Raw genomic sequence first — 25266 nt, 5'->3', positions numbered from 1 at the left:
TCACCCTCTAATTTTCATTGATCTTCGAGCCCTTGATGATCACGTCGCTCGACGCCTTGATGTTGATCTTTCCGGAGCCCTTTACGGTGATATCCTTGCCTTCGATGACGATGGTGCCGTCCTTCTTCATCACGATTTGGGCGCTACCGGTTTTTAGGGTAATCTGATCCTTGGCGTTGATCGTCATCGTCTTACCAACGTCAATGACGCCGGACTCACCGATGTCGATCTTGCTCCCTTTGGCGATCTTGAGCATATGCCCGCCACCCACGTCGGTGCTGTCGTTCGACTTGATGTTCGCGACGCGCGAGGCGCCTACATCGGTCGCCTGTGATGCGGCGATCGCGACGGTCTGTCCGGCACCGATGCTGATGCTCTGATCGGCCCCAATGGTCCAGGTATCGCTCGTGCCTATGCTGTGCGTCTGGCTGATGCCAACGCTAACAGAGCGCGTCGCCCCGACGGTCCTTGTCTCCGCAGCGCCGACACTGTCGATACGGGCAGCGCCAACGGTCACCGTCTGAACGAGGGCCACCGTCTGCGTGTGATTGGCGCCGATGGTTTCAGTGGAGTTCGCCCCAATACGGATCGTCTCGTTTGACCCCACGGTCAGCGAACGGTTCACCCCCACCGTCTCGGTGTCGTTGTTGCCGATATCCGTGGTCTGGTCGACGCCGACCTTGACCGTCTTGTTGTTGCCGACGTCCTCGTCGAGGTTGTGGCCGACCGAGTGCTTGGCGTCGTGGTCGATGCGGTCGGACTGGTCGTGCTGCACCAGCTTGGTGCGGTCGTTCTTGATCAGAAGGTTGTGGTCCTTCTGCGCCTGGAAATTGACCAGTTCGGAGCCGGCCTTGTCCTCGAACATCAGCTCGTTGTAACCGCCGCCGCCTTTCGAGGAGTCGGATTTCCAGCCGGATTGCGTGGCGTTGCCCGGCAGTCCGTATGGCGGCATCTGCGAGGCGTTGTAGACGCGGCCGGTGATGATCGGCAGATCCGGGTCGCCTTCGATGAAGTCGACGATCACCTCCTGGCCGATGCGCGGTATCTGGATGAAACCCCAGCCGCTGCCGGCCCAGGTCTGCGAAACCCGCACGAAGCAGGAACTGTTCTGGTCCTTCTTGCCGAGACGGTCCCAGTGGAACTGGACTTTTACCCGTGCATATTTGTCGGTGAATATTTCCTCGCCAGATGGGCCGACCACCGTCGCCGTCTGCGGGCCGCGCATGATCGGCCGTGTCGTGACCCGCGGCGGGCGATAGGCCAAGGCGGTCGGCGCCACGCCGAGGATCACCTTGAAGTTCTCGCTTTCGACGTCGGCAAGGGCTCTGTAGCCCGGATCGAACAGCCTGTATTCGGCGCTGACCACCAGATATTCCTGGTTCTGGTCTTCCCTTGGGAAGCCGTCCAGCTTGAACGTGCAGCCCGAATACAGGCCGCGCACGGTGCCGACTGCAGCGATGCGCTGGTGCACGGCCTGGATTTCCTCGCGCCGTATCGCGGCCAGGCTGTCGCCGCGGCCGACGTCGAGATGCGCGCCCGGCTGGCGGTAGTTCTCGCCCGCGGCCAGCTTGTGACTGAACGGCTGGGCGGATTTGGCCATCAGGTCGGCGCCCGGCTTCTCGAAATCATAGTCGGTATGGACATAGGCGCCCGGCCGCACCGAGCTGCCCGGAATCCATTCGGTGATGTATTCGACATCGCGCCGGGAGCCCTGCCCTTCAAAGTGATAGGGCACCTTTTCATAGCCCGGCGCCGGCTTGAGCTTGCTCATGGCATCGGCCAGCACAAGCGTGTGCTTGCCTTCGTCATGCTCGAAGAAATACAGGATGCCTTCGTGCTCGAGCAGCCGCTGCACGAAATCGAGATCGCTCTCGTCGTACTGGACGCAGTATTCGCGCGGCGGATAAGATCCTTGCAGGCGCTTCTCGAATTTTGCCGTGCTGTATTTCGAGAAAACCTCCTCGACGATTTCGATGACGCTCATGTTCTGGAAAATACGGCAGTCGGTGGTATTGCCGAGAAACCAGAGCCATGGCCTGACGACGGCTTCGTAGTATGCCAGACGGTCCTCGATCCGGGTCAGCCGAAACTCGGAGACAAGGCCGCTGAACCAGCGTTTGGGATCGGATTCACCTTCGATCGAAACCGCACCGCCCAGCATCTTCAGCGGATCGATTTCGGGGCTGTTGCTTACGAACCCGACCGTATAGGCCAAACAACGACTGATCTCATCGCGCCCGACAAGATGCGTGAAGGTCAACAGCTCAGCGCCAACCGGCGTCTGCACAACCGTGGCACGTTCGTTCGGCATGGGTCGTGCCCCCTCCCGCCGCTCGTTTCTGTCTGAGCCTAGCACATGTCTTGCACCGACCAAAGGGGACCCTTGGCGGCTGCAGCCTGGTCGCCTGTGGAATCATCGACTTGAACGCTTCTGTGCCGCCGCGCTCAGAAATTGCTGGTATAATGGGGTGTCCTGGGCGAGTTTCCCGACAGGATCGACGGCGATTTTGAATGTTCATCAGGCTGCAGATCAACAATGTCGTCTCCCTGCCCGCCGGTATGTCGACCGGCTACTCCGCTCGTGATCGCAGCTTTGAAATCGGCCGCGAGGCCTGTGACTGGACCTTGCCCGATCCCGACAAGTTCATCTCCGCCAGACACTGCGAAGTGCGTTACCAGGCAGGCGCGTTCTGGCTGCACGACATCTCGCGTAACGGCACATTCATCAACGGATCGACGCAGCGCATGGCCGGCCCTCACCGGCTTGGTCAAGGCGACCGGTTGCTGATCGGCCGCTATGTCGTCCTGGTGTCGATTGATGACGAGCGCGCCGCGACAGGTGATCCTCGAAGCAGCCACGGTTCGACGCAGCGACAAATGCCTGTCGCAACCGGCCGGCCGCAGAATTTCGGAGACCAGGCTTTCTTCGAGCCGGTGGCGCAACGGCCCGGGCAGAGAGCACCGGTGTCGACCTCTTCGCCGCCCGCGCCTCTCGCTTCGACGCCCGCGCCTCTCCCTTCGACGAAACACGAGGTGCTGCGGGACATCGCTATCGCAGCCGGCATCGCGCCGGAACTGCTTCAATCGCGTGATCCGCATGAAGTGGGCGCCGAAATCGGCGCGGTGCTGCGGACGGTTGTCGAGGAGCTGGCCCAGTTGCTGAAGGCACGTGCGGCTGCGAAAATACTGGCCAAGAGCACGCACCGGACGATGATCAGCGCTGCCGACAACAATCCCCTGAAGTTCGTCCCGGGAACCGACGACATCCTCGAAATCATGTTTGCGCGGCGCAGATCCGGCTACCTGGATGCCAGGCACAGTGTCGAGGACGCGTTCCGCGATCTCAAGACGCACGAATTTGCCACCTATGCAGCCATGCAAGCTGCGCTCTCCCGGCTGCTTGACGATTTGTCGCCTGAGGCGATCAGCAAAAAACTCCCACCGACGTCGTTCACATCGAAGAAGGGCCTGGCCTGGGACGCCTTCGTCGCCAAATGGCGGACCATGGAGGAAGCACACGAAAACGGAATGCTGGACATATTCCTGGCCTATTTCAGCGAAGCCTATGCCAAAGCCGACAAGCAAAAGTAGACCGGAAACCTGGCAGATGCCCCGGAAATCGGACCGGTTTGCTGCGCTTGGCTTCGGCTGCGGAGAGTTGGAAAGTACTAGTTCCTAGACACAGTAGTTTTGACAGGTCGAGCCGATCGGCAGCGAACGTCAATAATTCCCATCGGTGGCAAATCTCAGTGGCAGATCGCAAGCGTGGAAGATTGGCCGAAACACTCCTCCACTTCGTCATCCCAGGGCAAGCAAGGAGCGAAGCGACGCGCGCAGACCCTGGGATCCATGCCGTTACCTCAGCCGAGGAATACAGCGGACCAGGATAAATGCTGATCTGTAGTGATCCTTCGCGCCCCCCTCTGTCCTGCCGGACATCTCCCCCACTTGGGGGGAGATTGGCAGCTTCGCTGACGGCCCCTGTTCATCAACGTTGGACATTGGCGAAAGCCGCAATGACGGCCGATCTCCCCACTTGTGGGGGAGATGTCCGGCAGGACAGAGGGGAGCGCCTCGCTCCGCGATCAAAGGTTCTGCACCGCAGCAACGCTCCGAGGTAACGGCATGGATCCCAGGGTCTCCGCGACGTCGCTTCGCTCCTGCTCCGCCCTGGGATGACGAAGGTGTGGTGGCCTGCGGCTAATCGCAGACGTTGGAGATTGTGCAGTTGGACCGTCGACAATCCCTTTCAGGCTCGCTCTCAACCAAGTCCTCTGTGCAGAGGAACTAGGGCGTCCTTGGCGAGCCCAAAGATACGGCGCTGTCGTTGGCGAAGAAAAATCCTGTCGCAGCGCTGCATCTGGTTCCAATCGACCGTTTCTAAGCTTACGATCATTTTCGACAGTTCGCCAGCGGGTAAGGCTGATTGACCTGGGGGTCTGCGGCACATGTCATGTTACGGCGGGTTAGAAAGATATAGTCGATCTTCCTCCAGACACTGCCCTCGTCGGCAGCGCCTGCAGGTCCTGCGCCTGCCGTCCCTGTGCCCGGCCGGGGACCGTTTTGCCCTGATGTGGCGCACACGCGGTACTGACGCGTGGACGGACGTTTGGCGATGAGCTCGAAGGACGATCCTTTCGGCCCATCGGGCAAGACAGTTATTCGCGCACCGCGCCGGGCTGAGAAATCAGCGCCCGATCCCCAGCGGGCCGTTCCCGACGGCGGGCGCCCCGGTCCCTCGCCGGTCAAGGATTCAACGGTTTTCGATCCAGTCGCTCGGCATGCACCGCCGGGCTGGACATCCGGAACCGTGATTTATCAGGGGGCAGACCCCGGCGCAGCGGCGACAGCCGGCTCCTTTGCGGCGGCGCCGGGCATTCAGCAGGACATCCTGCTGCAGGCCACGGACAGCGTCAGATATTGCGCAGCAAATCAGATCCTCGCCGCGGCCGCGCCTTTGCTGATGCTGTTTGGCCAGCTCAGGCTTATGGCTGTCGAAAGACAGGCGGAGCAGCTGGCGGAACATGTCGCAGAGGCGATCGAAAAATTCGACCGGACAATGGAGAAAGCCGGCGTTCCCGAAGAAGATGCGCGGATTGCGAAATTTGCTCTTTGCGAAACCGCTGACGACCTCATCGGCAACCTGCCTTGGCCCCAGACAGACGCCTGGGCGCAGCACAGCATGCTGTCACAGTTCTTTCACGTCGTGCCCGCCGGCTCGGGCTTCTACCAAGCGCTGAACAAGATACTGGCTGCGCCGGAGGCACACTACGATTTGCTTGAACTGATGCATGCCTGCCTGTCGCTGGGGTTCGAAGGCCAGTACCGAGGCCTTGCGCGCGAGGACAACAATCTCGAACGCGTTCGACGCGACGTCTACGAGACGCTTCGTTACTTCAGGGCGCGCGCCGACGACGACATCTCGCCCCACTGGCAAAGCCTGGCGGTGTCCAGCCCACAGTCGTCGGCCCGGTTGCCGCTCTGGGTGATTGCGGCGGCTGCGTCGGCGCTGCTGACGGCGGCATTCTTCGCATTGCGGGTCTTCATTACCGACGAGGGCGATGCCCTTGCCGGCAGGCTGCTGGCGCTCGATCCGTCGACGCCGATCGCCATCGAACGCGCCAGCGTGGTGCCGTCGGCTGCGCCGGTGAAAGTCGCTCCGCCTGTCGCCCCTACCCGTTCCCAGATCGATCGCATCCATGCCGCACTGGCCAAGACTATCGCGCGCGGCGGGCTGAGCGTCGGCACGCAGGGCAGGTTCATCATCGTGGAGATCAACAATGTCCTGCTGTTCCCGTCCGGCAGAGCCGAGATAAAACCGGAGTTTGGACCAATCGCCGCGGACATCGCCGCCGCGCTGGAGCCGGAGCCTGGACCGATCATGATCGTCGGCCACACAGACAATGTGAAGCCGCGGAAATCGAGCGAGTTCAAATCCAACTTCGACCTTTCCATCGCCCGGGCGAAGGCCGTCGCAGCTGTCATGGCGCCACGGTTCAGCAAGCCTTCGCGGATCACCGTCGACGGCAAGGGTGAAGACGAACCGATCGCCGACAATGCGACGCCGGAAGGCCGCGCCCAGAATCGCCGTGTCGACTTGATGATCCCCAAGGAGGAAACGCTGTGAGCACGGCCATCTGGAAGCGCCCATGACGGGCTGGCTGCTGCGGATATTCAGCGCGATCGCGTTGGCCGGTTTCGCGGCAGCCGTCTGGTTTGCCGGACCATTGATCCGCTTTGCCGACGCGCGTCCGCTGGCACCCCTCTGGCTGCGCGTGACGATCATCGGCGTGATCGTTGCGATCGCGACGCTGTTTTATGGCGTGCGTTTCTGGCAAAAGCGAAAGGCGCAAAAGGCGCTCGAGACGATAGTCGCCCGCAACGACGACAGGGATGACGACTCGCAGGTGCTCGAGACGCGGATGAATGAAGCCATCGCTGCGCTCAAGCGGTCGAGCGGCAAGCGCAATTTCCTCTACGAGGTTCCCTGGTACGTCGTCATCGGCCCGCCCGGTGCCGGCAAGACAACGGCGCTGGTCAATTCGGGCCTGAATTTTCCGCTTGCCGGTTCGGGGGACGCCCAGCCGGTGGCCGGCGTTGGCGGCACACGATCCTGCGACTGGTGGTTCACCGACCAGGCGGTGCTGATCGACACCGCCGGGCGCTACACCACGCAGGATTCCAATGCGCAGAGCGACAAGAAGAGCTGGCTCGCCTTCTTGTCGCTGCTCAAGGGATACCGCACCCGGCAACCGATAAACGGGGTTATTCTGGCCATCAGCCTTGCCGATCTCATCAGCCTCGATGATCGGCAGCTTGACGCCCATGTCGTCGAAATACGCAGCCGTCTGCGCGAAATTCACGAAACACTGAAAATCCAGTTCCCGGTGTACCTGCTCTTCACCAAGGCCGACCTTGTCTCGGGTTTCATGGATTATTTTGGCGGCTTCGACGAGCAGCGCCGCCGCAAAGTGTGGGGCGCGACATTCCAGACCGCCGATCGCAGCAAGAACATGGCCGGTGAGGCACCGGCCGAACTCGACGCACTGGCAAAGCGCCTGGCAGAGGAGATGGCCGACCGCCTGCAGGAAGAGGCCGATCCGGTCGCGCGCATAGCCATCTTTGGCTTTCCAGCTCAATTTGACGCGCTGAAAAGCCGTATTGCCGGTTTCGTCGCCGGCATCTTCGATCCGGCCCGCGGCCAGGTGAATGTCAGCCTGCGTGGTCTCTATTTTTCGTCAGGCACGCAGGAGGGCACGCCGATCGACCAGGTGCTGGGCGCAATCGGCCGCAGTTTCGGCAGCGCCTCTCGCGCCCATCTTTCCGGCACCGGCAAGAGCTTCTTCCTGCATGATCTTCTGACCGGCGTCATTTTCGCGGAATCCGGCTGGGTCTCATACGACAAATCGGCTGAAAGGCGTGCAGCGATCGCCAGGTATGGCGGCCTTGGCGCAATAGCATTGATGGCTGCCGCGGCTCTCGGCACCCTGGCCCTGAGCTTTTCAGCCAACAGGTCGCTGATCGCTTCCACCACGCAAGCGGCAAGCCAATATCGCGAGACGGCGGACCCGCTCCTCAAAAGCACTGAAGTCGCCGATGTCGACCTCGAAAACGTCATCGGCCCGCTCGACCAGTTGCGCGAACTGCCGGCCGGGTTCGACACCAGTGACTTGCCGACCCCGATCCAGGAGACATTCGGCCTCAGTCAGCGGGAAAGGCTGCTTTCGGCATCAAAGACAGCTTACCGGCAGGCGCTGGAGCGCATGTTCCGCTCGCGCCTGCTGCTTCAGGCCGAACGGACGATCCAGGCAAAAATGGCTGATCCCACCGCGCTCTACGAACCGCTGAAGATCTACATGATGCTTGGCGGCAAGGCGCCCAAGGTCGACGACGAGCTGATCGTGTCCTGGATGAGGCAGGACTGGGAGCAGAACCGGTATCCGGGTGAAAACAACCGCGAGGGACGGGCGCAACTCGAAAAGCATCTGCGGGCCATGCTTGCACTGGACGACGCCTATGATCCGGTTTTCGAACTCAACCAGCCGCTTGTCGAAGCCGCCCAACGCTCGCTCGGACGCATGAGCCTTGCCGATCGTGCCTCTGCCTTGGTCAAGTCGGCGGTATACGCCGCAGCGCTGGACGATTTTTCCGTCTCCGTCAAAGGCGGCCCGGAAGCGCAGCTGTTGTTCGAACGTGTCGATGGCGGCGATCTGTCAGGCCTTCGCGTTCCCGGTATCTATACCTATAGCGGCTTCAACGACTTCTATCTCGGGCAACTCTCGCGCATTGCGCAGATGCTTGTCGATGACCAGTGGGTTCTCGGCGGCGGCGCCGAGCAAGGTGGCATCGACCAGGAGTTGCCAAAACTCGGTCCCGAACTTGTCGAGCGCTATGGCAGGGAGTTCGCCGCGGCGTGGAACGGCGTACTCGACAGACTGAAGTTCAAGGCAATGCTGGAGGACAACTATATCGCGCTCTCCGCCGCCGCGTCACCAAGCTCGCCAATCGACCAGCTTTTTACCGCGATAGCCGATGAAACTGCGCTGACGCGAGACGCTGGTTCCAGCGAAGAGCCCGGCTCCGAGGCCGAAACCGGCGTGCTTCAAAACCAGCCGCAAAACGCTGCAGACATCGCCAGCGGATTGGCCCGCATCGGCATTCAAATCGCCGGCGGCAAATCGCAAAGCCGGGCCGGCACGGGGTCCGCTCGCGCGCAAAACCAGAACCCCGGGGCGAACATCGAAGCGCAATTCAGATCATTCCAGGCTTTGGTGAACGGTCCCACTGGGCGCCGCCCCATCGATGCACTGACCCAGAATTTCCGCGACATCCATCAAAGCCTGCAATTGGCGGCCGATGTCCCTTCGCAAACCGAACGCGCCAACATGAATCTGCAGCTGCAGATATCCACGCTTCGCGCCAACGTCTCGCGGCTGCCCAAGCAACTCGCCCAAATGGTTACTGCGACCGCCGACGAGCTTGACGGCAACGTCGCAGAAACCTCGCAGACCAATTTGAACCAGCTGCTCGACCAGACGGTGACGCGCGCCTGCGAGGAGATGGTCGAGGGCCGTTATCCCTTCGCCAGCGATGGCCCGGAGGATATTGCGATGGCGGATTTCGCGAAACTGTTCGCTCCAGGCGGCCTGATGGACCGGTTCTTCGCACAGAATCTGGCATCGCTGATCGACATGACCGGCCAGGACTGGAACTGGAAACAGGATGCGCGTTTCGGGCGCGACCTGTCGAAGTCGACCTTGAAAAGCTTCCAGCTGGCGGCGGAAATCCGCAACGCCTTTTTTCCTTCAGGTGGTTCGGTGCCGTCGGTCAGTGTCACCTTTACGCCGTTTTCACTGCATGGCGATGCCGATACGGCGATACTCGACGTCGATGGCCAGATCGTCCAAAGCAACCAGGCCGGCAACGCGCCAAGCACGGTGACCTGGCCGAGCGGCATGGCTTCCGCGTCGGCGAGCCTGAGCCTCATTCCGGAGATGCCGGGCCGTGAGTCCGCGATCAAGTTCGACGGCCCGTGGGCACTGAAGCGCCTGCTGGACAAGGCTGATATCACCGGCACCGGCGGCAACACCCAAGCCCGCTTCGTGATCGGCGGACGCGATGTCGCCTATACGGTCCAGGCCAGTTCGGACCAAAACCCTCTCTTTCTTCCTGCGCTTTCCGGGTTCAGCTGTCCAAAGGCGTTTTGAGATGAGCTCTAGATTTTCCAATACGGTGCGGCCGTCCATCGGCAACAGATGGGCGGACGTTGATTTCGATACTCTAACGTTCGAGCCTGTGGCAAACTGGCGCGAACGGGCGCCTGACGGTGCGCCGCAGAGGACGCTTGAGAAGCGCTTGGTGGCAAAGTGAACAATGTCGCCCTCCCCTTTGAAAGCTTCGGCGTCAGCCACAAAGGCTGTGTCCGTGAGCTCAACGAAGACAGCTATCTGGTCGAGCCGGACACCGGCCTGTGGGTGGTGGCCGATGGCATGGGTGGACACGATGCAGGGGAAGTCGCTTCGGCCAGCATCGTCGATCACCTGGCAACGATCGGCATTGCAAGCTCTGCACCGGATCTGCGCGCCCGCTTCGAGGACCGGCTGAGCCGGGCCAATGCCGAAATCCGCAGGATATCACAATCCCGCGGCGTAACCATTGGCTCCACTGTCGCCGCCCTGCTGGCGATGGATGGGCGGTTTGCCTGCCTGTGGGCAGGCGACAGTCGCGTCTACCTGATCCGCAACGGCTCGATCTCGCAGATTTCGAAGGACCATACCGAAGTCCAGGAACTTCTCGACAAGGGCATGATCAGCGCAGCCGAAGCGCTCGCCTGGCCGCGCCGCAACGTCATCACCCATGCGGTCGGCGTCAGCGACGAGATCGTCATCGATTTCCAGCAAGGCGAAATCATGCCGGGCGACATATTCGTGCTGAGCACCGACGGGCTGACAGCGCATGTCACAGACGCCGAGATCGAGGCGGCGGCGGTGTCGGCGACACCTCAGGCGGCATGCGAAAACCTGCTGCAGATGGTGCTGGCGCGCGGGGGAACGGACAATGTCACGATCGTGCTCGTCAAGATCGGAGACGGGCGCAATGGGGCCTATCCCGGTCCTTCCAGAGCGGAAGGCTGAGGCTGATGAGCGCCGACGACAAGACGCGGATATCGCCTGACGTGGCCAGCACAGCGGTCGGCACGCAACTCAGCGGCATCTATGAACTGGACGAGCGGATCGCATTCGGTGGCATGGGCGAAGTCTACCGTGGCCACAACATCCAGACCGGCGACCATGTCGCGATCAAGATCGTATTGCCCGAGTTCGCCCGTGACCAGACGATCCTGTCGCTGTTCCGCAAGGAAGCGACGATCCTCAATCATTTGTCGCACGACGCGGTCGTGCGATATCACGTCTTCACGATCGACCCCGGTATCGGCCGCCCCTACCTTGCCATGGAATTCGTCGACGGCCAATCGCTGTTCGATATCATGCGAAATGGCCCGATGCCGACGGAAGACGTGCGCAAGCTCTGCCATCGTCTGGCTTCCGGCTTGAACGCCGTGCACCAGGCGGGAGCAATACACCGTGACCTCTCGCCGGATAACATCATCCTGCCGGGAGGCCGGGTCGATCGCGCAAAGATCATCGATTTTGGCATCGCGCGATCGGCGACCGTCGGCGGCGAGACGCTGATCGGCGGAAAGTTCGCGGGAAAGTACAACTACGTTTCTCCCGAGCAACTCGGGCTGTACAGCGGCGATGTCAGCGAGCAATCCGACATCTACAGCCTGGGCCTGGTGCTGGCCGCTGCTCTGCGCGGGAAACCGATCGACATGAGCGGCTCCCAGTTCGAGATCGTGGAAAAACGCCGAACCGTTCCGGACCTCTCCGACATCGACGCCGATTTTCGTGGAATTGTCGAGGCCATGCTGCAGCCGGATCCACAAGACCGGCCGACCAGCATGGCCGATATCGCCAGGGCGACACGTGACGACACGGACGAGGAGACAAGGCCGCCAACGTCGATCACACCGCGCGACCGGACACCGCGAACCGGGGGAACCGCCGCGCCTGGCCCCAAGCTTCCCGGCCCCAGGCTGGCCGGTCCCAAGATGGCCGGTCCCAAGCTGGCAAGTCAGCCTCCGGCGGCTGCCGGTGAGCAGCGCTTCGTTCCGCATGTCCGGCCCGCACTTCTGTCCGAGCCAAGGCCTTCGCCAGCTGCCGGTCCTGCTCGGGCTGTCTCGCCAAAGGTCCCGGCAAAGTCGGCCAAGACCCGATCGATCGCAATCGCTGCGATGGCGATATTGGCTGTCGCGTCGGGTGCAGGCGCTTACCTGGGCGGCGTGATGACGCCTTCCACGCCGACCGCCGGCGACACCTCGTTTTTGTCGCCAAAAGCATCCAAACCGGCCCCGACGGACAGCGCTGCAAATTCGCCGGGCGATGAGCCGGCAAAGGCAGTTCCACCCGATCAGTCACAAACAGAAGCCACTGCGCCGCCAGCCGAAAGTCAGGCAGGTGCGGCGGCGAATCAAAAGTTGGAACCGGCACGGCCCGCCGAAGTCCTCTCACCATCCGAGGAAACCCCGGAGCCGGCGGCAGCCGCGGAACGATCGGAGCCGGCGGCAGCCGAGGCGCAGCCGCCAGTTGAAAGACCGGCAGATGCCGGGGCGGATCAAAGCTTGCAGCCGACGCGGCCCGCCGAAGTCCTCTCGCCAACCGAGGACATTTCAGAGCCGGCGGCAGCCGAAGCGCCATCGCCAGCTGAAAATCGGGCAGATGCCGCGGCGGATCAAAGCTTGGAGCCGACACGGCCCGCCGAAGTCCTTTCGCCAACCGAGGAAACCCCGGAGCCGGTTCCGCCGCGCATCCAGGTCGCGCCAATGCCACCGGCCGACAAGGCCTCGCCGCCCGCAGCGGTCCAGCCCGAAATGATGGAGAGCCGGAAGCCCGATCAGCCGGCCAGCCAGCACGCGCGGGCCGAAAACCAGACGGATGATGCGAATGCAAAACGGCAGCGGTACGAGCCGGCGCCAGGCAAACAGCCGGGCGAAGCCACTGTTGCCTTGAACGTGCCGAAACCGGACCTAAAACTGCCGCCGAAAAATGCCCTCGACCCCGCTGCGCAACGGGTCTCCTGGGTGCGCGACTTCAACGGCGGCGACTGTTTCTATGCGACGTTGACGTCGGCAACCGAGGCCGCCGTCGCCATCGAAGGATTGGGCACGGAGATCCAGCCGTTCGAACGAATGCTGTCCGATTTCCAGGCAAGATTCCGTGTCGAACCGGACATCAGCGTCCGCCTCATTGAGCCGGCTCAATGCGAAGTCACCAACTTTCTGCGCTTTCTGGACCAGATGCCGGCTGACAAGCCGCAGCTTGTTCTCGATCGAACGACGGTGCCGAGCGGCTCGCCGATCGGCGGCTCGCTGGTGACGCATCGCGGCCTTATTTCCAGCGTGCTGCTGATCGACCACAGGGGCATGGCATTCAGCCTCGACGATCTTATGCTGGCGCAAGCGGACAAGGCCACCTTCAACATTCCGATCGATCTCGGCGCAGCCGACAAGGCGGCCGGCAAGGTCGTGCCGCAGATCATAATGGTGATCACGGGCCCACAGGATATTCAGGCTGCGGCGTTCTCTGCGCCGACACCAGCCGCGCTGCTGTTGCCCAAAATTCTCGACGAGATCGACGCCAACCGAGCTGAGTACTCCGCAACGGCAAAGTATTTTCGGCTCGGCGGGTAGCATGGACGCCGATGGCCCACCGCCGCTCGCGCTTTTCCTTCCTGCCCGCTGTGCCGCCCAACAATCAGCGTGACCGGCTTCGCGGCCTGCTTGCCCTGGCAGGCCGTACCAGACTTACGGTGATATTGGGTGCGACGTTGCTGGCTCTCCTGTCGCCTCACGAAGCGCGCGCCGAATTCACCGTCTGCAATCAGACGCTCGACGTCGTCAATCTCGCCGTCGGCCAAAAAGTCGACAATGCCGACCAGACCGATGGCTGGTGGACCATCGGCGCAAATCAGTGCGTCAACGTCATCCGCGAGGAACTTTCGAACCGCTACATCTACATCTATGCAACGGACGTCTTTGGCCATGCGACCCTGACCGGGTCGACCGACATGTGCATCGACCGGCGGCGTTTCTCGATACGCGGCATCGATGAATGCTGGCAGCGCGGCCATATCGCCGCACGATTTCTCGAAGTCGATACGCTTGAACAGGCGCGGTGGACCTTCTTTCTGACCGGAAGCAATCCGTGACGCACAGTATCGACACAAGCTTCAAGTTGAAAAAGCAGGCCCGCGCCGCCCTGCGCAGACGCAGGCTGTGGCGCAGGCTGCTTGCCGGTCTTGCTGTGGCCGTGCTGTTGTCGATCGCTGCCGGCTTCTATCTCACAGCGGATTATTGGTCGTTTGGCGACGAGGATGAGGAGTTGCACGCCGTTGAGGGAACCGACGATGTGCCAGCCGACGCATCTGTCTATGTGCCTGCCATCATCGATCTCGCAGGCGACCCGATGTGGATCACGCTTGCGCCCGACACCGGCGGCGCAACAAAAAGCCAGGTGATCCCGCGGCCGGCAGAACTCGATCAGGCCGGCGTTTCTCCGCAGATCGAAATTCTGTCCGACGTGATGCTTAGCGCCAGCGAAAAGTTCATGACGACGATACCGTCCACGCAAGAAGATTTCGCCTTCTTCCAGGCGCAGCGGCAGACCGCGCCGCCATCCGACGAGCTGCAAAACGATGTTCAGCCACCGCCCGTTCCAAACGAAGCTCCGGTTGCTTCGGACCCTCTGGGGGGGGCCGATGATGCCGAAGCAGGTTGGGGCGAAACAATCGATTCAGGCGAGGCAGCCCTTCCCGCGTTCCAGAAAACCCAGATCGAAAACAACACAAGCGTTGCAAATGTCGTCAGTGAACATCAGAGATACGAGGCTACCGAGGACATTTTCGTAAAGATCCTCAACGACCGCAGCCTGGACAGCGTTGCGCTCGATGCGCATTTCTCCGCCGAGGATGCCAGGCTGGCAGGCGAAGCCCTGAAGGCGCTTTTCAATCGGGAGAGCCTTGAGCCAGGTCATGTCGTAGCCATGCGCGGGTTCAGGCCGACGCGCGAGACGACAACCATGTCCCTCATGCAGGTTTCGATCTACGCCAGGAACGTATTTGTCGGCACGCTGACGCGCAATGCCGCCGGTGTGTTTGTGTCTGGTGTCGACCCCTGGGTCCGCGAGGATTTGTTCAACTACTCGGGCGCACAGGCGCAAGGCACGCACAAAAGGCAATACCGGCTGCTCGACGCGATCTACTCGACAGCAGCGCGCAACAAGGTTCCAACCGGCGTGATCGGAGAAGCGATCATGTATCTGTCGCGAGGACAGGATCTGGATGCCTTCGCCAGCGAAGACCAGCGTCTGGTCCTGATCTATTCGCAAAAACCGCGTGGCAAGGGAGAGACGGCCGGACGGGTGCTGTATGTCGGCGTCCGGGGTAGCGAAAAAAGCCTCGACTGTTTCGTGTTCCAGCAGACCGACGGCCAGTTTGCATGCGTCAGCGGCGACGATCAGGTTCGCTCGCTGACAGTCGCCAACGGCATGGTCACCCCGGTCAACGGGGTCATGACCTCGACTTTCGGCCCACGCAAGCACCCGATCCTCGGAACCGTTCGTATCCACAAAGGCGTCGATTGGGCGGCGCCGCTGGGCACGCCGATAGCCGCCGCCTTCGACGGCGAAATCGTCTTTCAGGGCGATGGAAGCGGTTACGGCAATCTGGTGAAGATTTCGCACGGGGACGGCAGCGAGACGCGCTATGCGCATATGCAAAAATTCGCTGATAAGGCCGGTGTCGGCGCGAAGGTGAAGGCAGGCGATATCATTGGCTATATCGGCACCACCGGTCTTTCGACCGGGCCGCACCTGCATTTCGAACTCTATCGCAATGGGCAGGCGATCGATCCGCTGGGCACGGTTACGGCAATCGCGACGGACGCTTCCGCTGTCGAAACGCTGACCGAGCGTATCGTTCAAGTCGAAAGCGGCGGCAAGGCCCGCGCCAAGAACCCACTTTCTTCGGCGACCGGCGCCGGTCAGTTCATAACCAAGACGTGGATCCGGATGATGAACACCTACCGCCCCGAACTGGCACGGACACTGTCAACCGCCGACCTGCTCGCCCTGCGTTTTGACGCCACCATCTCGCGCGAGATGGTCAGCAATCTGGCGCGCGAAGGCGAAGCCTATCTTCGGGCACGCGGCCACCAGATCACAGCCGGCCGGCTTTATCTCTGTCATTTCCTGGGAATGGAAGGCGCCCATCAAGTGTTGTCGTCGCCGGGTTCGGCGCAATTGAGCGCCGTGCTCGGATCGGCCGTCATCCAAGCCAACCCGTTTCTCACCGGCAAGTCCGCCAGCTATGTCGTGAGCTGGGCCGAAAGGAAAATGGGGCGGAAGCTGAGCCCGGCGATGGTTGAAGCGAGCCAACAGACAACGACAACGACGGAAGTCCGGCAGACATCGCCCGAGTTCGAAAAATACAAGCAGGCGATCACGGCTCTCATAGGCTCGATGCAGAATACCCTTTGAACCTGCTTCTCGAGGCGCGCGAGTTTGCCGTTAGTCCATTGGTGTTCCTGCTGCCAAGTGCTACTATAGCCAACTTTTTGGCCTTTGTGAACCAAAACTGTGGTCGAGATCACATACGCCCAGGAGCCATTTTGGCATGCGCAGACATCGATAGTGCGCCCCGGCGGGGCGGAGGGCTGGACCATGAAAGCATTTGCCGTCTTTCTGAGCGGGTTTGTCCTGTTTGTCATCACGTCGCTTGGAGCCGAGGCTGCCGCGCCTGATGCCAAACGCGTGGCACTGGTCATCGGCAACAGTAAATATGTCCATGCCGTTGCCTTGCCCAATCCCGCCAACGATGCGCACCTCATCGCATCCACGCTACGCAATGCCGGCTTCCAGGTGATCGAGGGGCTCGATCAAGACAATGCAGGCATGCACAGCCTCATCAGTCGGTTTACCGAGCAATCCTACGATGCCGAGCTCGCCGTCATTTTCTATGCCGGCCACGGCATGCAGGTCGACGGCAAGAATTTCTTGATTCCGATAGACGCCGAACTGACATCGCCCGCTCATCTCAAGACCCGCACCGTTCAGATCGACGACTTCATGGCGGCGTTACCGGCCGAGCCGGCGATCGGCGTCATCATCCTCGATGCCTGCCGCGACAATCCATTGGCCAGAACGCTGGCCGCCTCGATGCCGAAGAGCCGTTCCGCCTCGTTTGGCTCCGGACTGGCGCCGATTGAAGCAAGATCGGACGGCGTTGGAACCGGCGGAGTCTTGATTGCGTATGCAACCGACCCCGGCGCCATCGCTTTCGACGGCAACGGCGTAAACAGTCCCTACTCCGCGGCGCTCGCCAGACACCTGACTGAACCTGGCGTTGAAATCCAGAGCGCGCTGACGCGTGTGCGCGGCCAGGTGACCGAAACGACACAAGGTCGCCAAAGACCTTGGCACAACGCATCACTGGGACGCGAGGTCTTCCTGGGACAGTCCAAAGCGGAAGCGGCGCCTGCCACAAAACCGATCGCTGGTGCGTCCGGCACGATGACACCGGCGCCTGCCCCGGTGACCAACGAGCCTCCTTCCTGGGAGGTTGAGCAGCGTCTGTGGGACGAAGCTTCCAAGCGCAATTCCATTCCGTTCTACGAAGCCTATCTTGAACAGTTTCCGAGCGGCCGCTTCGCCACGGTGGCACGGCTGAACATCGACCAGTTGAACGAACCGAAGGCCGAAGATCGGCAGCTCGCGGCAGTCGATGAGGACGAGGCCAACGCAATTTCCGGCTCAGCCGTTCGCACCTCGGTTGGAGTTTCGGACGAGGTGAAGCGGGCCCCGGGCACCGAGTTGACGGAAAGCGCGATCGGTCTCGATCGCCAGGGCCGTATCGATCTGCAGTTGCGCATCGAAGCCTTGGGCAACGAGCTTGGCCGTATCGACGGAAACATAGGCCCAAAAACCCGCCAGGCGATCGGCATCTGGCAAGCGAAAAACGGCCTGCCGCAGACGACTTTTTTGACACGCGAGCAACTGACGTTCCTGGTGATCCAGACGGATCCAATGATGGAATCGGTGCGCGCCAGCTACGCTGCCGATCTGGCTCGAGCACAGCCGAAGAAACAGGTGCAGCAGGCCCGCACAAAGAAGCCGGTGGCACAGAAGGCCCGCACACAAAAGCCGGTGGTGGCACAGAAGCCCCGCAGGCAGCAGGTCGAGGTTCGACGGGATGTTCCGCCGCCGGACAACAACGACTTCCTGACCAAGGCGCTGATTTTCGGCACCGGTGTGGCCGTGGGTGGCGTGCTCAACAACAACTGACGAGCCAGTTTCAGGCGTGTCGACGCGGGCCGTGCCTCGGTGGTCGGAGCGGCCCTACTCGGTCCTTATCCGCATTTCCACCCGGCGGTTTACCGGATCGAATGGATTGGGGTTGCGCGGACTCGCTTCGCCCAGGCCTGTCGCTTTGATGCGGGCAGGATCGATGCCGTTGGAGGTGAGGAAGGTTGTTACCGATCTGGCCCTGCGTTCCGACAGTCCCTCGTTGTAGCGCTCCGAGCCGGTTGCATCGGTATGACCCTCGACAACGAAGTTCAAAGTGCTCAGTCGGCGGTCCTTCAGTGCCTTGGCGAACTCGTCCAGTTCAGCGCGGGCAGTCGCATCGAGTTCCGCAGAATCAAGGCCGAAATTGATCAGCATGTCGAGGCTGGTTTTTTCGGCAGGCGCTGCCTTGTTCTTGCTGTTGCACTCTTCTTCGGTGCCGACGCAAATTCCACGCGGCGGGCCGAGCTCGCTCGCCGCGTCAAAAAACTTCACGATGTCTTCTGATTTCTGAAGTGGATCAGCAAAAGCGTGGGTCGAATAAAACGCGACCGTAAACACGAAGGCTAAACTGCCCGACCGCATAACGGTTACTCCTGTCTTGAGCATCGATTTCATCGACTGCGGACAATACCAAATTGCGAAGCGGTTGTCTGTCAAAACGTCGAGCATAGTGGGGGCAGTTGCATCTTGCTACTCGTGAAGACCTGACGCTTGGTACCCATGTAAAAGGACACGAGACGACCCTTTCCTGCCCTTCAGGATAGAACAAGCTATGACCGCAAATCGGCCGAATGCGGATTTTGTCTGGGTGCCGGCCGAGACAGCGATGTCGATCGGCTTGTTTCGGCTTACCAGAGCGTTGCCGAGGGATCCGATATCGCCGAATGGGGGCGACGGACCGCAGTGCCTCTGATCGAAGGATTCGCGGCATTCTGGCGTGGCGACTACGAGAGGGCCGCCGATCGCCTCCATAGCACACGGTTCATCGCCAATAGCTTCGGCGGCAGCCACGCCCAGCGCGACGTCATCGACTGACGCTGGCTGAGGCCGCTGCGCGCGGGCCTGACCCGCCTGACGGAAGCCCTCGCCAACGAGCGGTTGGCGCTGAAGCCCCACAGCCCCGTAAACCAGTCCTTCCTTAGGCGGGCCCGCAAGTGGCGCCTCGATAAGGCCGAGGAGTTGATGCACAAAGCCGGCTGAGGCTCGATCGAAATGCGCGAGCTGCCGCACGATGGTGGACGTGACGCGCCCGGCGCGGGCAAGGCAGACCTCGACCGAGGCACTTACATGAGAGGTATTGGCCCGGACGTCCATCTCGGAGGCGCCCATGAAAGATAGAGTCTCGCCGACACGACGTCGCACGGTTTCTAGCCCAAGGGGGAATGAGCATTGTGATACAATCGAAACATTTCAGCACCGCTCAAGAACAACGACTGAAACATCCGGGGCGTAGATTCCAGGCAAGCGGGAGCGCGCCACCAGAACGTGACGCCGGCGCGGCCCGCAATCAATGGGAGGCTCACATGAAATTGCGCAAGTTCCTGCCTGGCGCGGGATGGACCACACTCTTAGTCATAGGTTTCGGCGCCGGCGCCATCGCGTATGCGGCCGGCGGCCCGGCCAGTATTCAGCTTGCCGCCGCCACGCGAGTGCCGCTCCCGAAGGACTTGTCCATGTCGCACTGCGTCGCCGCGACGCTACCGCTCGAATCGCCCATCGCCGAGGCGGTCAAGGCCTACGAGGATGCCGAGCCGCCGCTTTGGGACAACCTCGGCACGCTCACCTGGCCGATCAGCACGAAGAACCCGGACGCGCAGAAATTTTTCGACCAGGGCCTGAGGCAGGCCGCCAACTTCAACCACGCCGAGGCGCGTCGCGCCTTCCGCCAGGCGCAGCGTCTCGATCCGGGTTGCGCGATGTGCTTCCTCGGCGAAGCACTTGTACTCGGACCCAACATCAACGTGCCGATGGACCCTGCCGCGAACGCACCGGCCGTCGCCGCGCTGAAAAAAGCACAGTCGCTCGCCTCAGCGGCGACCGACAAGGAGCGTGGCCTCATCGATGCCGTCGCCGCCCGCTACTCGGACGATCCCAACGCGGATCGCAAAGCGCTCGATGCGGCCTTCGCCGATGCCATGGCCGCCCTGTCCGACAAATATCCCCACGATCTGGAACTCGCCATGATCGCGGCGGAAGCGGCCATGGACACCCAGCCATGGGACTATTGGCAGCCCGGCGGCAAGGAGCCGAAGGGCCGCACAGCTGACGCTCAGAAGCGGCTGGAAGCCGTGCTGACGAATAAGCCCGACCATGCCTGGGCGATTCACCTCTACATACATCTGGTGGAGGCTTCCGACCGCCCGGAGCGGGCCGAGCCCTATGCCGAGCGACTCGCCGCGCTGATGCCGGGTGCCGGGCACATCGTCCACATGCCGAGCCACATCTACCATCGGGTCGGCCGCTACGCCGACTCGCTCGCATCTAACGTCGCCGCCGCGAAGGTCGACGAGACCTACATTGCCGATACCGGTGCGGTCGGTGTCTACCCGATCGGCTATTATTCTCACAATGTCCACTTCGTGATGGTCTCGGCGCAGCTTCTGGGTGACGCGCCGACGGTCTTAGACCAGGCCGAGAAGCTGGACACGCTGCTCACCAACGAGATCGCCGCTGCGATCCCGATCGTGCAGCCGGTCAAGGCGGCGCCTTATTTCGCCTGGGCGCAATACGGCGACCCAGACATGGTCCTAGCCAAGCCGGTGCAGGCGGACGCGCCAGCCTATGTGAAGGCAGTCCAGCATTATATGCGCGGCGCCGCCTTGGCGGCAAAGAAGGATATTGCCGCCGCGCGCGCCGAGGCCGACGCCATTCACCGCATCGCGGCGGAGACCGACTGGTCGACCCATGACGCCTGGGGAATCCCGGCGCTGGCCGTGCTGCAGGTAGCTGAGGCAACGGTGCGGGCACGCGCGGCCGAGGCCGACGGTGACCTGGAGGGCGCCGTGGCGATCTGGAGGAAGGCCGCCGAGGTCGAGGAAACGATCCCTTACATGGAGCCGCCCTACTGGTATTATCCGGTGAGGCAGTCGCTGGGCGCTGCCCTGCTGCGTACCGGCCATCCGGAAGAGGCCGAGAAGGAGTTCCGGGCCGCGCTCGACAAGGCGCGCGGCAGCGCCTGGGCGCTGTTCGGCCTCAAGGAAACGGCAAAGGCCAGGCGCGACACCGCCGCCGAGGCCAAGTCCGCCGATGAACTCGCCAAAGCCTGGCGTGGCGACCCCGCCACGCTGACGCTGGAGCGGCTGTGACGGGCCTTTCCCGCAGGGGATTTCTCTCCCTCCGGTCAACGGCCGGAGGGGGATTTCACTTCCCGCAGGGCTGCCGGCCAAAAATCCGGTCGAGGCGCGCGGCCGTTCATCAAGTCAATACGATACTCGGCCTCCACGCCAAAGATTGTGAGCGACTGTTAGGCCGAGGGACCACGCGTCCGCTGCGCGACGGTAGCGCGACATGCGAGCTCTGTGTCCTGCTGAAACAAACGAAACACTCTGGCGTCGATCCAGAGAAACTGCCGAAACAAGAACGGATTATGTCAGACGGAACTGCCGACCGCAGCAGCTTCCAACCGTTGGAGTGGTGCGAATGTTGCGAAATGGGAGCAGCACGGTCCAAGGTGTGACACATATTCAAGAAGGCGCTGCCGTTGGTAAGCGGGTTGCGCTCGGCTGAAAGAGCGACATGGCAAACGCCCCGAAGATGTGTGGCCGGCAGGCAATTTCAACTCGAAAGCGGAGTTTGGTTGATGGGAGACCTGCGATTCGCAACTGTTCGACTGGCGACGGGTCCACAGATTCACTACGCGGAACAGGGCAATGCTGACGGCGATCCGATCCTCTTTCTGCACGGGTGGCCGGACTCTTGGTTCTCGTTCAGCAGTATTCTGCCGTTGCTGTCGCATCGGGTTCATGCATTTGTCCTGGATCAGCGAGGTTTCGGTGACTCGGAAGCGCTGGATGCCGGTTACGGGATCGACGAATTCGCCGCTGATGCCGTCGCGTTTCTCGACGCTGTTTCCATCGAGCGCGCCACCATCGTCGGACACTCTTTCGGAAGTTTCGTCGCGCGACACGTCGCGATCACAAATCCCGAACGAGTCGCACGCTTGGTCTTGATCGGCACTGGTGTGTCGGCCGCCACTCCGGTCACGCGGGAGGTCCAGGCCACACTGATGGAGCTACCAGACCCGGTGCCGGTGGAGTTCGCCCGCGATTTTCAGGCGAGCACCGCGCACGTACCCCTGCCCGAATCGTTCTTCGAACGGATCGTTGCCGAAAGCCTGAAGCTGGCGGCTTGGCGTTGGCGCGGCGTGCTCGACGGTTTGCTCGCTTACGATGACACGGAGCAACTTTCTCGGATTGTCACACCGACGCTCCTCATGTGGGGCGAACGCGACGTGCTCTTTTCCAGAAACGATCAGGATCGCCTCGTGACCGCGATCCGAGGATCCAAACTGCTCAGCTACCCGGAGACCGGACATTGTCCGAATTGGGAACGGCCCCAACGCGTCGCAGCCGATCTCGAGGCCTTTATAGACCAGAGTTGACAAGCACTTCAGGCACGCGCGCGCCCTGTGCATGTTCTCGGTTACCTACGGCCAGTCGGTGAGAGACGTCTCCAGTGCCCAGTAGTTCGGCTGGAATGTCGGCTCCTGGCGCGCAATCCTGTCGTTCAGGTTAAACCTGCTGTGGGGCAACTTCCCACCCATTGCTGCAAATTCGATTTGGGTATCAACCGTCAGATTTTCACCACTAGGGACTGGAGACTTGACCCGCCCCGCCCAGGGCTTCAGTGTCGATTGTTCCCTAGGGAAAGCGTGGCGCCATGGCCAATGAGCTTCGATTCAAAACGGCACGGGACCTTTTCATGGCCTGCCCCGCTGTTTCCAGGGACATGGTGGCACTTCCGACCGAACAGCCTTCAATCGAATTTTGCCGCGCCCTGCTGGCCGGGCGGGTGCCAGAGGAGGCGATTACGTTCTGTGCCTATCTGCTTCCCGAGCGGGCTGCGGTGTGGTGGGCACATGAATGCTTGAGCCACCTCACCGTTCTGCTCGACAGCAGGGATCAGGAATTGCTCGCGGTTGTTCGTGACTGGGTCAGCGAACCGGAGAGCCCTCACCATCGCCCAGAAGTGAGCAAGGCTGCGGCAATGCCGCCAACAACGCCGGCCGCCTGGATTGCCTTGGCTGCAGGACGGCATGGCAACGGTTCAGCTATGGAGGTGCCAGCGCTATCGGCTTCGCCGCCAGCCGCCCGCGCGGTGAGTGCGGGGGTTCTGGCCGGACTGGCACGTGTTGCGTTGGAGGACCGCTTTTCAGTTCTTTCCACGTTTGTCGAAATGGGCATCCAGTTGGCAGAGACAGAGGCGCTGCGCCAGTCAGCGGATGCGAGTTAGACCGTAGCCGTGTCCGCGAACGGGATACGTCCAAATTGAACGAGAATCAGGCTCTAGCTATCTGATTTAGCTGCATTGTGCGACGCCAAGTGACCCCACGTGGCTGCAGAATGCTCTAGTTGTTTGGCTTACTTGCAGCAGCCATTCAACGCTATCCTCCCCAGCCGCCGCCGCCTCCGCTGCTCCCGCCGCTCCCGCCACTTCCGGCACCCCCGCCTCCTCCCGAAGAAGGAATGATTACGGGACGTGCGGCAGCAGGCTCGTCCGCGGCCGGACTAACCACTTTCCTGGCGGCCACCTTTTTGGGAGCGGAATTGACGACCTTCCGCGGCGCCGCGGCTCTGCGAACGACCTTCGGCGCCGGCTCGGGCGTCGCCACCAGCGGCGTCGGTTGAAGGGGTGGCCAGGATGTGCAGCCCATGACCCCGGCCAAGGCGATGGACAGAGTTATCCCGATTGTTGCCTGCTTCAGATTTCTGCCCACCATTGCCTCCTAGTTGATCAGAACAAATCCCGACGCGGATTGGCTTGTTCCCAGACTGCCCTCGCCACTTTGACCAGTTGCTTGTCGACAGAACCGCTCAACGGAATCTTCGACTTGAGTTCCCCACGCAGCTGCTTCAACGCCGCCGCTTTCGGCTTGGCCCCGAATTGCGCCAACGTCGCCCGGGCGTCAGGCAGCTCATTGCGAAGATCGAGCGCAACTGTGAATGCCAGGAAACGCACGGCGACGGCCTGATCGGCGTTGTCGCCCTTTTGCATCTCGAGGGCCGCGCGGTCGTAGGCGCCGGACTGATCACCGCGCGAGGTTGCCAGTTCAAACAGCCGTTGGGCTTCATCAAGGTCCTGCTCCACGCCAACGCCATCACGGTACATGCGCGCAAGACTGGCCGGCGCATAGGGCTGGCCGAGGTCGATGGCCTTCTGAAAAAGCGCCAGCGCAGCCTTCGGATCCTTCTCGACGCCCCTGCCGCTGAGGTAATTGCGACCGAGCAAGTTCATCGAATACATGTCCTGGCGCTGGACGCCGGCCTCCAGGAAGGCAACCGCGCGGGCCTGATCGGCGGGCACGCCGTTGCGGCCTTCGGTGAAGATCGCCGCGAGATCGTTCATGGCATAGGTGTGCCCCATCGATGCCGCCTTGAGCAGCAGGTCCAGCCCCTTGCCGGTGTCGCTCTCGACGCCGTAGCCATGGAACAAGGCACGGCCCCACGACGTCATCCCGTAGGGATCGCCCTTGTCGGCCGCAGCGGCGTAGAAGGTGTTGGCCTGCTTGCGGTCGACAGCCTGGCCCGTTCCCGTCGCATGGAGGTAGCCGAGCTCGAACACCGCGCGCACATGCCCCCTGTCGGCGGCCTGCTGTATGGCTTTCCTGGCCTGGTCGATCTTGCCGGCTGCAAGCAGCGCGCGTCCCAGTTCATAACGGAAGCGGGCGACATCGGGATACGCCTTCACCGCAGCCTCGCACAGCTTTACCGCGTCGGCGCCGATTTCATTTGGCAGCAGGCCGGGGACGACGCCTTGAAGGTCGAGAGGTTCGCCGGCAGCCAGGTCGCACGGATCGACGCTTGGCGACAGTTTCATACTGGCGGGTTTGGCTGCGCCGCTGTCCGCCCGAATTTCGAAGGCGATCTCGACCGGTGCGCTGGCTCCGATCTGGGGTTCATAGCGCAGCTCCTCGACTTCGCCGACCGTCAAGCTCGATTCGGGCGACAGGGTCCGATCCGGCAGGGAGAGCGTCCCCGTTGCCGGATAGTTTGTGACTTTCAGGCTGACCGCCGCATCGTCTGTCGGGACGTCGAGGTTCAGGGCAACGGCGCCGACGCCGACCCGGGCGGGGGCCGCCCCGGTATAGATAGCCACCGCCGCCCCCGGGGCATAAATGCCGCGCTGCAGCCCCCGCTGCGTGTGCGCG

16 protein-coding genes are annotated in these 25266 nt (G+C 61.9%); 13 read left to right on the top strand and 3 right to left on the bottom strand.

The window, feature by feature from the left end:
- Positions 1–7: 7 nt before the first annotated feature.
- On the bottom strand, positions 8–2311 hold the full coding sequence (locus tag AC0L3H_RS01130; RefSeq protein ID WP_473584187.1) for a type VI secretion system Vgr family protein: 2304 nt from the start codon (positions 2309–2311) through the stop codon (positions 8–10).
- 200 nt (positions 2312–2511) lie between these two features.
- Here AC0L3H_RS01130 and tagH point away from each other — a divergent pair, with 200 nt between their 5' ends.
- From tagH to AC0L3H_RS01090, 8 genes are all read left to right on the top strand, one after another.
- On the top strand, positions 2512–3591 hold the full coding sequence (gene tagH / locus AC0L3H_RS01125; RefSeq protein WP_473584186.1) for a type VI secretion system-associated FHA domain protein TagH: 1080 nt from the start codon (positions 2512–2514) through the stop codon (positions 3589–3591).
- 1024 nt (positions 3592–4615) lie between these two features.
- On the top strand, positions 4616–6127 hold the full coding sequence (tssL, locus tag AC0L3H_RS01120; protein ID WP_473584185.1) for a type VI secretion system protein TssL, long form: 1512 nt from the start codon (positions 4616–4618) through the stop codon (positions 6125–6127).
- Positions 6128–6149: 22 nt separating this feature from the next.
- Entirely contained in the window at positions 6150–9707 is a 3558-nt protein-coding gene (gene tssM / locus AC0L3H_RS01115; RefSeq protein ID WP_473584184.1) for a type VI secretion system membrane subunit TssM, read from the top strand.
- Positions 9708–9866: 159 nt separating this feature from the next.
- The gene (locus AC0L3H_RS01110; protein ID WP_473516933.1) at positions 9867–10634 is read left to right on the top strand and encodes a PP2C family protein-serine/threonine phosphatase; all 768 of its coding nucleotides are present in this window, start codon (positions 9867–9869) and stop codon (positions 10632–10634) included.
- Between the two features lie 5 nt (positions 10635–10639).
- Positions 10640–13249, top strand: a complete 2610-nt coding sequence (locus AC0L3H_RS01105; protein WP_473584183.1) for a serine/threonine-protein kinase — start codon at positions 10640–10642, stop codon at positions 13247–13249.
- An 11-nt stretch (positions 13250–13260) separates the two neighbouring features.
- Positions 13261–13767, top strand: a complete 507-nt coding sequence (locus tag AC0L3H_RS01100) for a DUF1036 domain-containing protein (protein WP_473584182.1) — start codon at positions 13261–13263, stop codon at positions 13765–13767.
- Positions 13764–16094, top strand: a complete 2331-nt coding sequence (locus AC0L3H_RS01095) for a M23 family metallopeptidase (protein ID WP_473584181.1) — start codon at positions 13764–13766, stop codon at positions 16092–16094. The genes AC0L3H_RS01100 and AC0L3H_RS01095 overlap by 4 nt, the downstream gene beginning before the upstream one ends.
- A gap of 183 nt (positions 16095–16277) precedes the next feature.
- A complete protein-coding gene (locus AC0L3H_RS01090; RefSeq protein ID WP_473584180.1) occupies positions 16278–17897 on the top strand; it encodes a caspase family protein in 1620 nt (539 codons plus the stop codon).
- 54 nt (positions 17898–17951) lie between these two features.
- Here AC0L3H_RS01090 and AC0L3H_RS01085 read toward each other — a convergent pair whose 3' ends face one another.
- Positions 17952–18482, bottom strand: coding sequence for an OmpA family protein (locus tag AC0L3H_RS01085; RefSeq protein ID WP_473491611.1), 531 nt, complete (start codon positions 18480–18482; stop codon positions 17952–17954).
- 321 nt (positions 18483–18803) lie between these two features.
- Here AC0L3H_RS01085 and AC0L3H_RS01080 point away from each other — a divergent pair, with 321 nt between their 5' ends.
- From AC0L3H_RS01080 to AC0L3H_RS01060, 5 genes are all read left to right on the top strand, one after another.
- The gene (locus tag AC0L3H_RS01080; RefSeq protein WP_473491485.1) at positions 18804–18935 is read left to right on the top strand and encodes a hypothetical protein; all 132 of its coding nucleotides are present in this window, start codon (positions 18804–18806) and stop codon (positions 18933–18935) included.
- 488 nt (positions 18936–19423) lie between these two features.
- Entirely contained in the window at positions 19424–21205 is a 1782-nt protein-coding gene (locus tag AC0L3H_RS01075) for a tetratricopeptide repeat protein (RefSeq protein ID WP_473584179.1), read from the top strand.
- Positions 21206–21699: 494 nt separating this feature from the next.
- A complete protein-coding gene (locus AC0L3H_RS01070) occupies positions 21700–22500 on the top strand; it encodes an alpha/beta fold hydrolase (RefSeq protein ID WP_128245361.1) in 801 nt (266 codons plus the stop codon).
- Positions 22501–22778: 278 nt separating this feature from the next.
- The gene (locus AC0L3H_RS01065; RefSeq protein ID WP_473584178.1) at positions 22779–23351 is read left to right on the top strand and encodes a DUF6931 family protein; all 573 of its coding nucleotides are present in this window, start codon (positions 22779–22781) and stop codon (positions 23349–23351) included.
- Between the two features lie 233 nt (positions 23352–23584).
- Positions 23585–23746: a hypothetical protein gene (locus AC0L3H_RS01060; protein ID WP_473584177.1), complete on the top strand. Its 162-nt coding sequence runs from the start codon at positions 23585–23587 to the stop codon at positions 23744–23746.
- A gap of 106 nt (positions 23747–23852) precedes the next feature.
- Here the strand turns inward: AC0L3H_RS01060 and AC0L3H_RS01055 are convergent.
- Positions 23853–25266, bottom strand: a 1414-nt coding sequence (locus tag AC0L3H_RS01055; protein ID WP_473584176.1) for a tetratricopeptide repeat protein, incomplete at its 5' end; no start/stop codon positions are given.

Source organism: Mesorhizobium sp. WSM4816, assembly GCF_055811535.1.
This window is presented reverse-complemented; position numbering and strand designations above follow the sequence as displayed.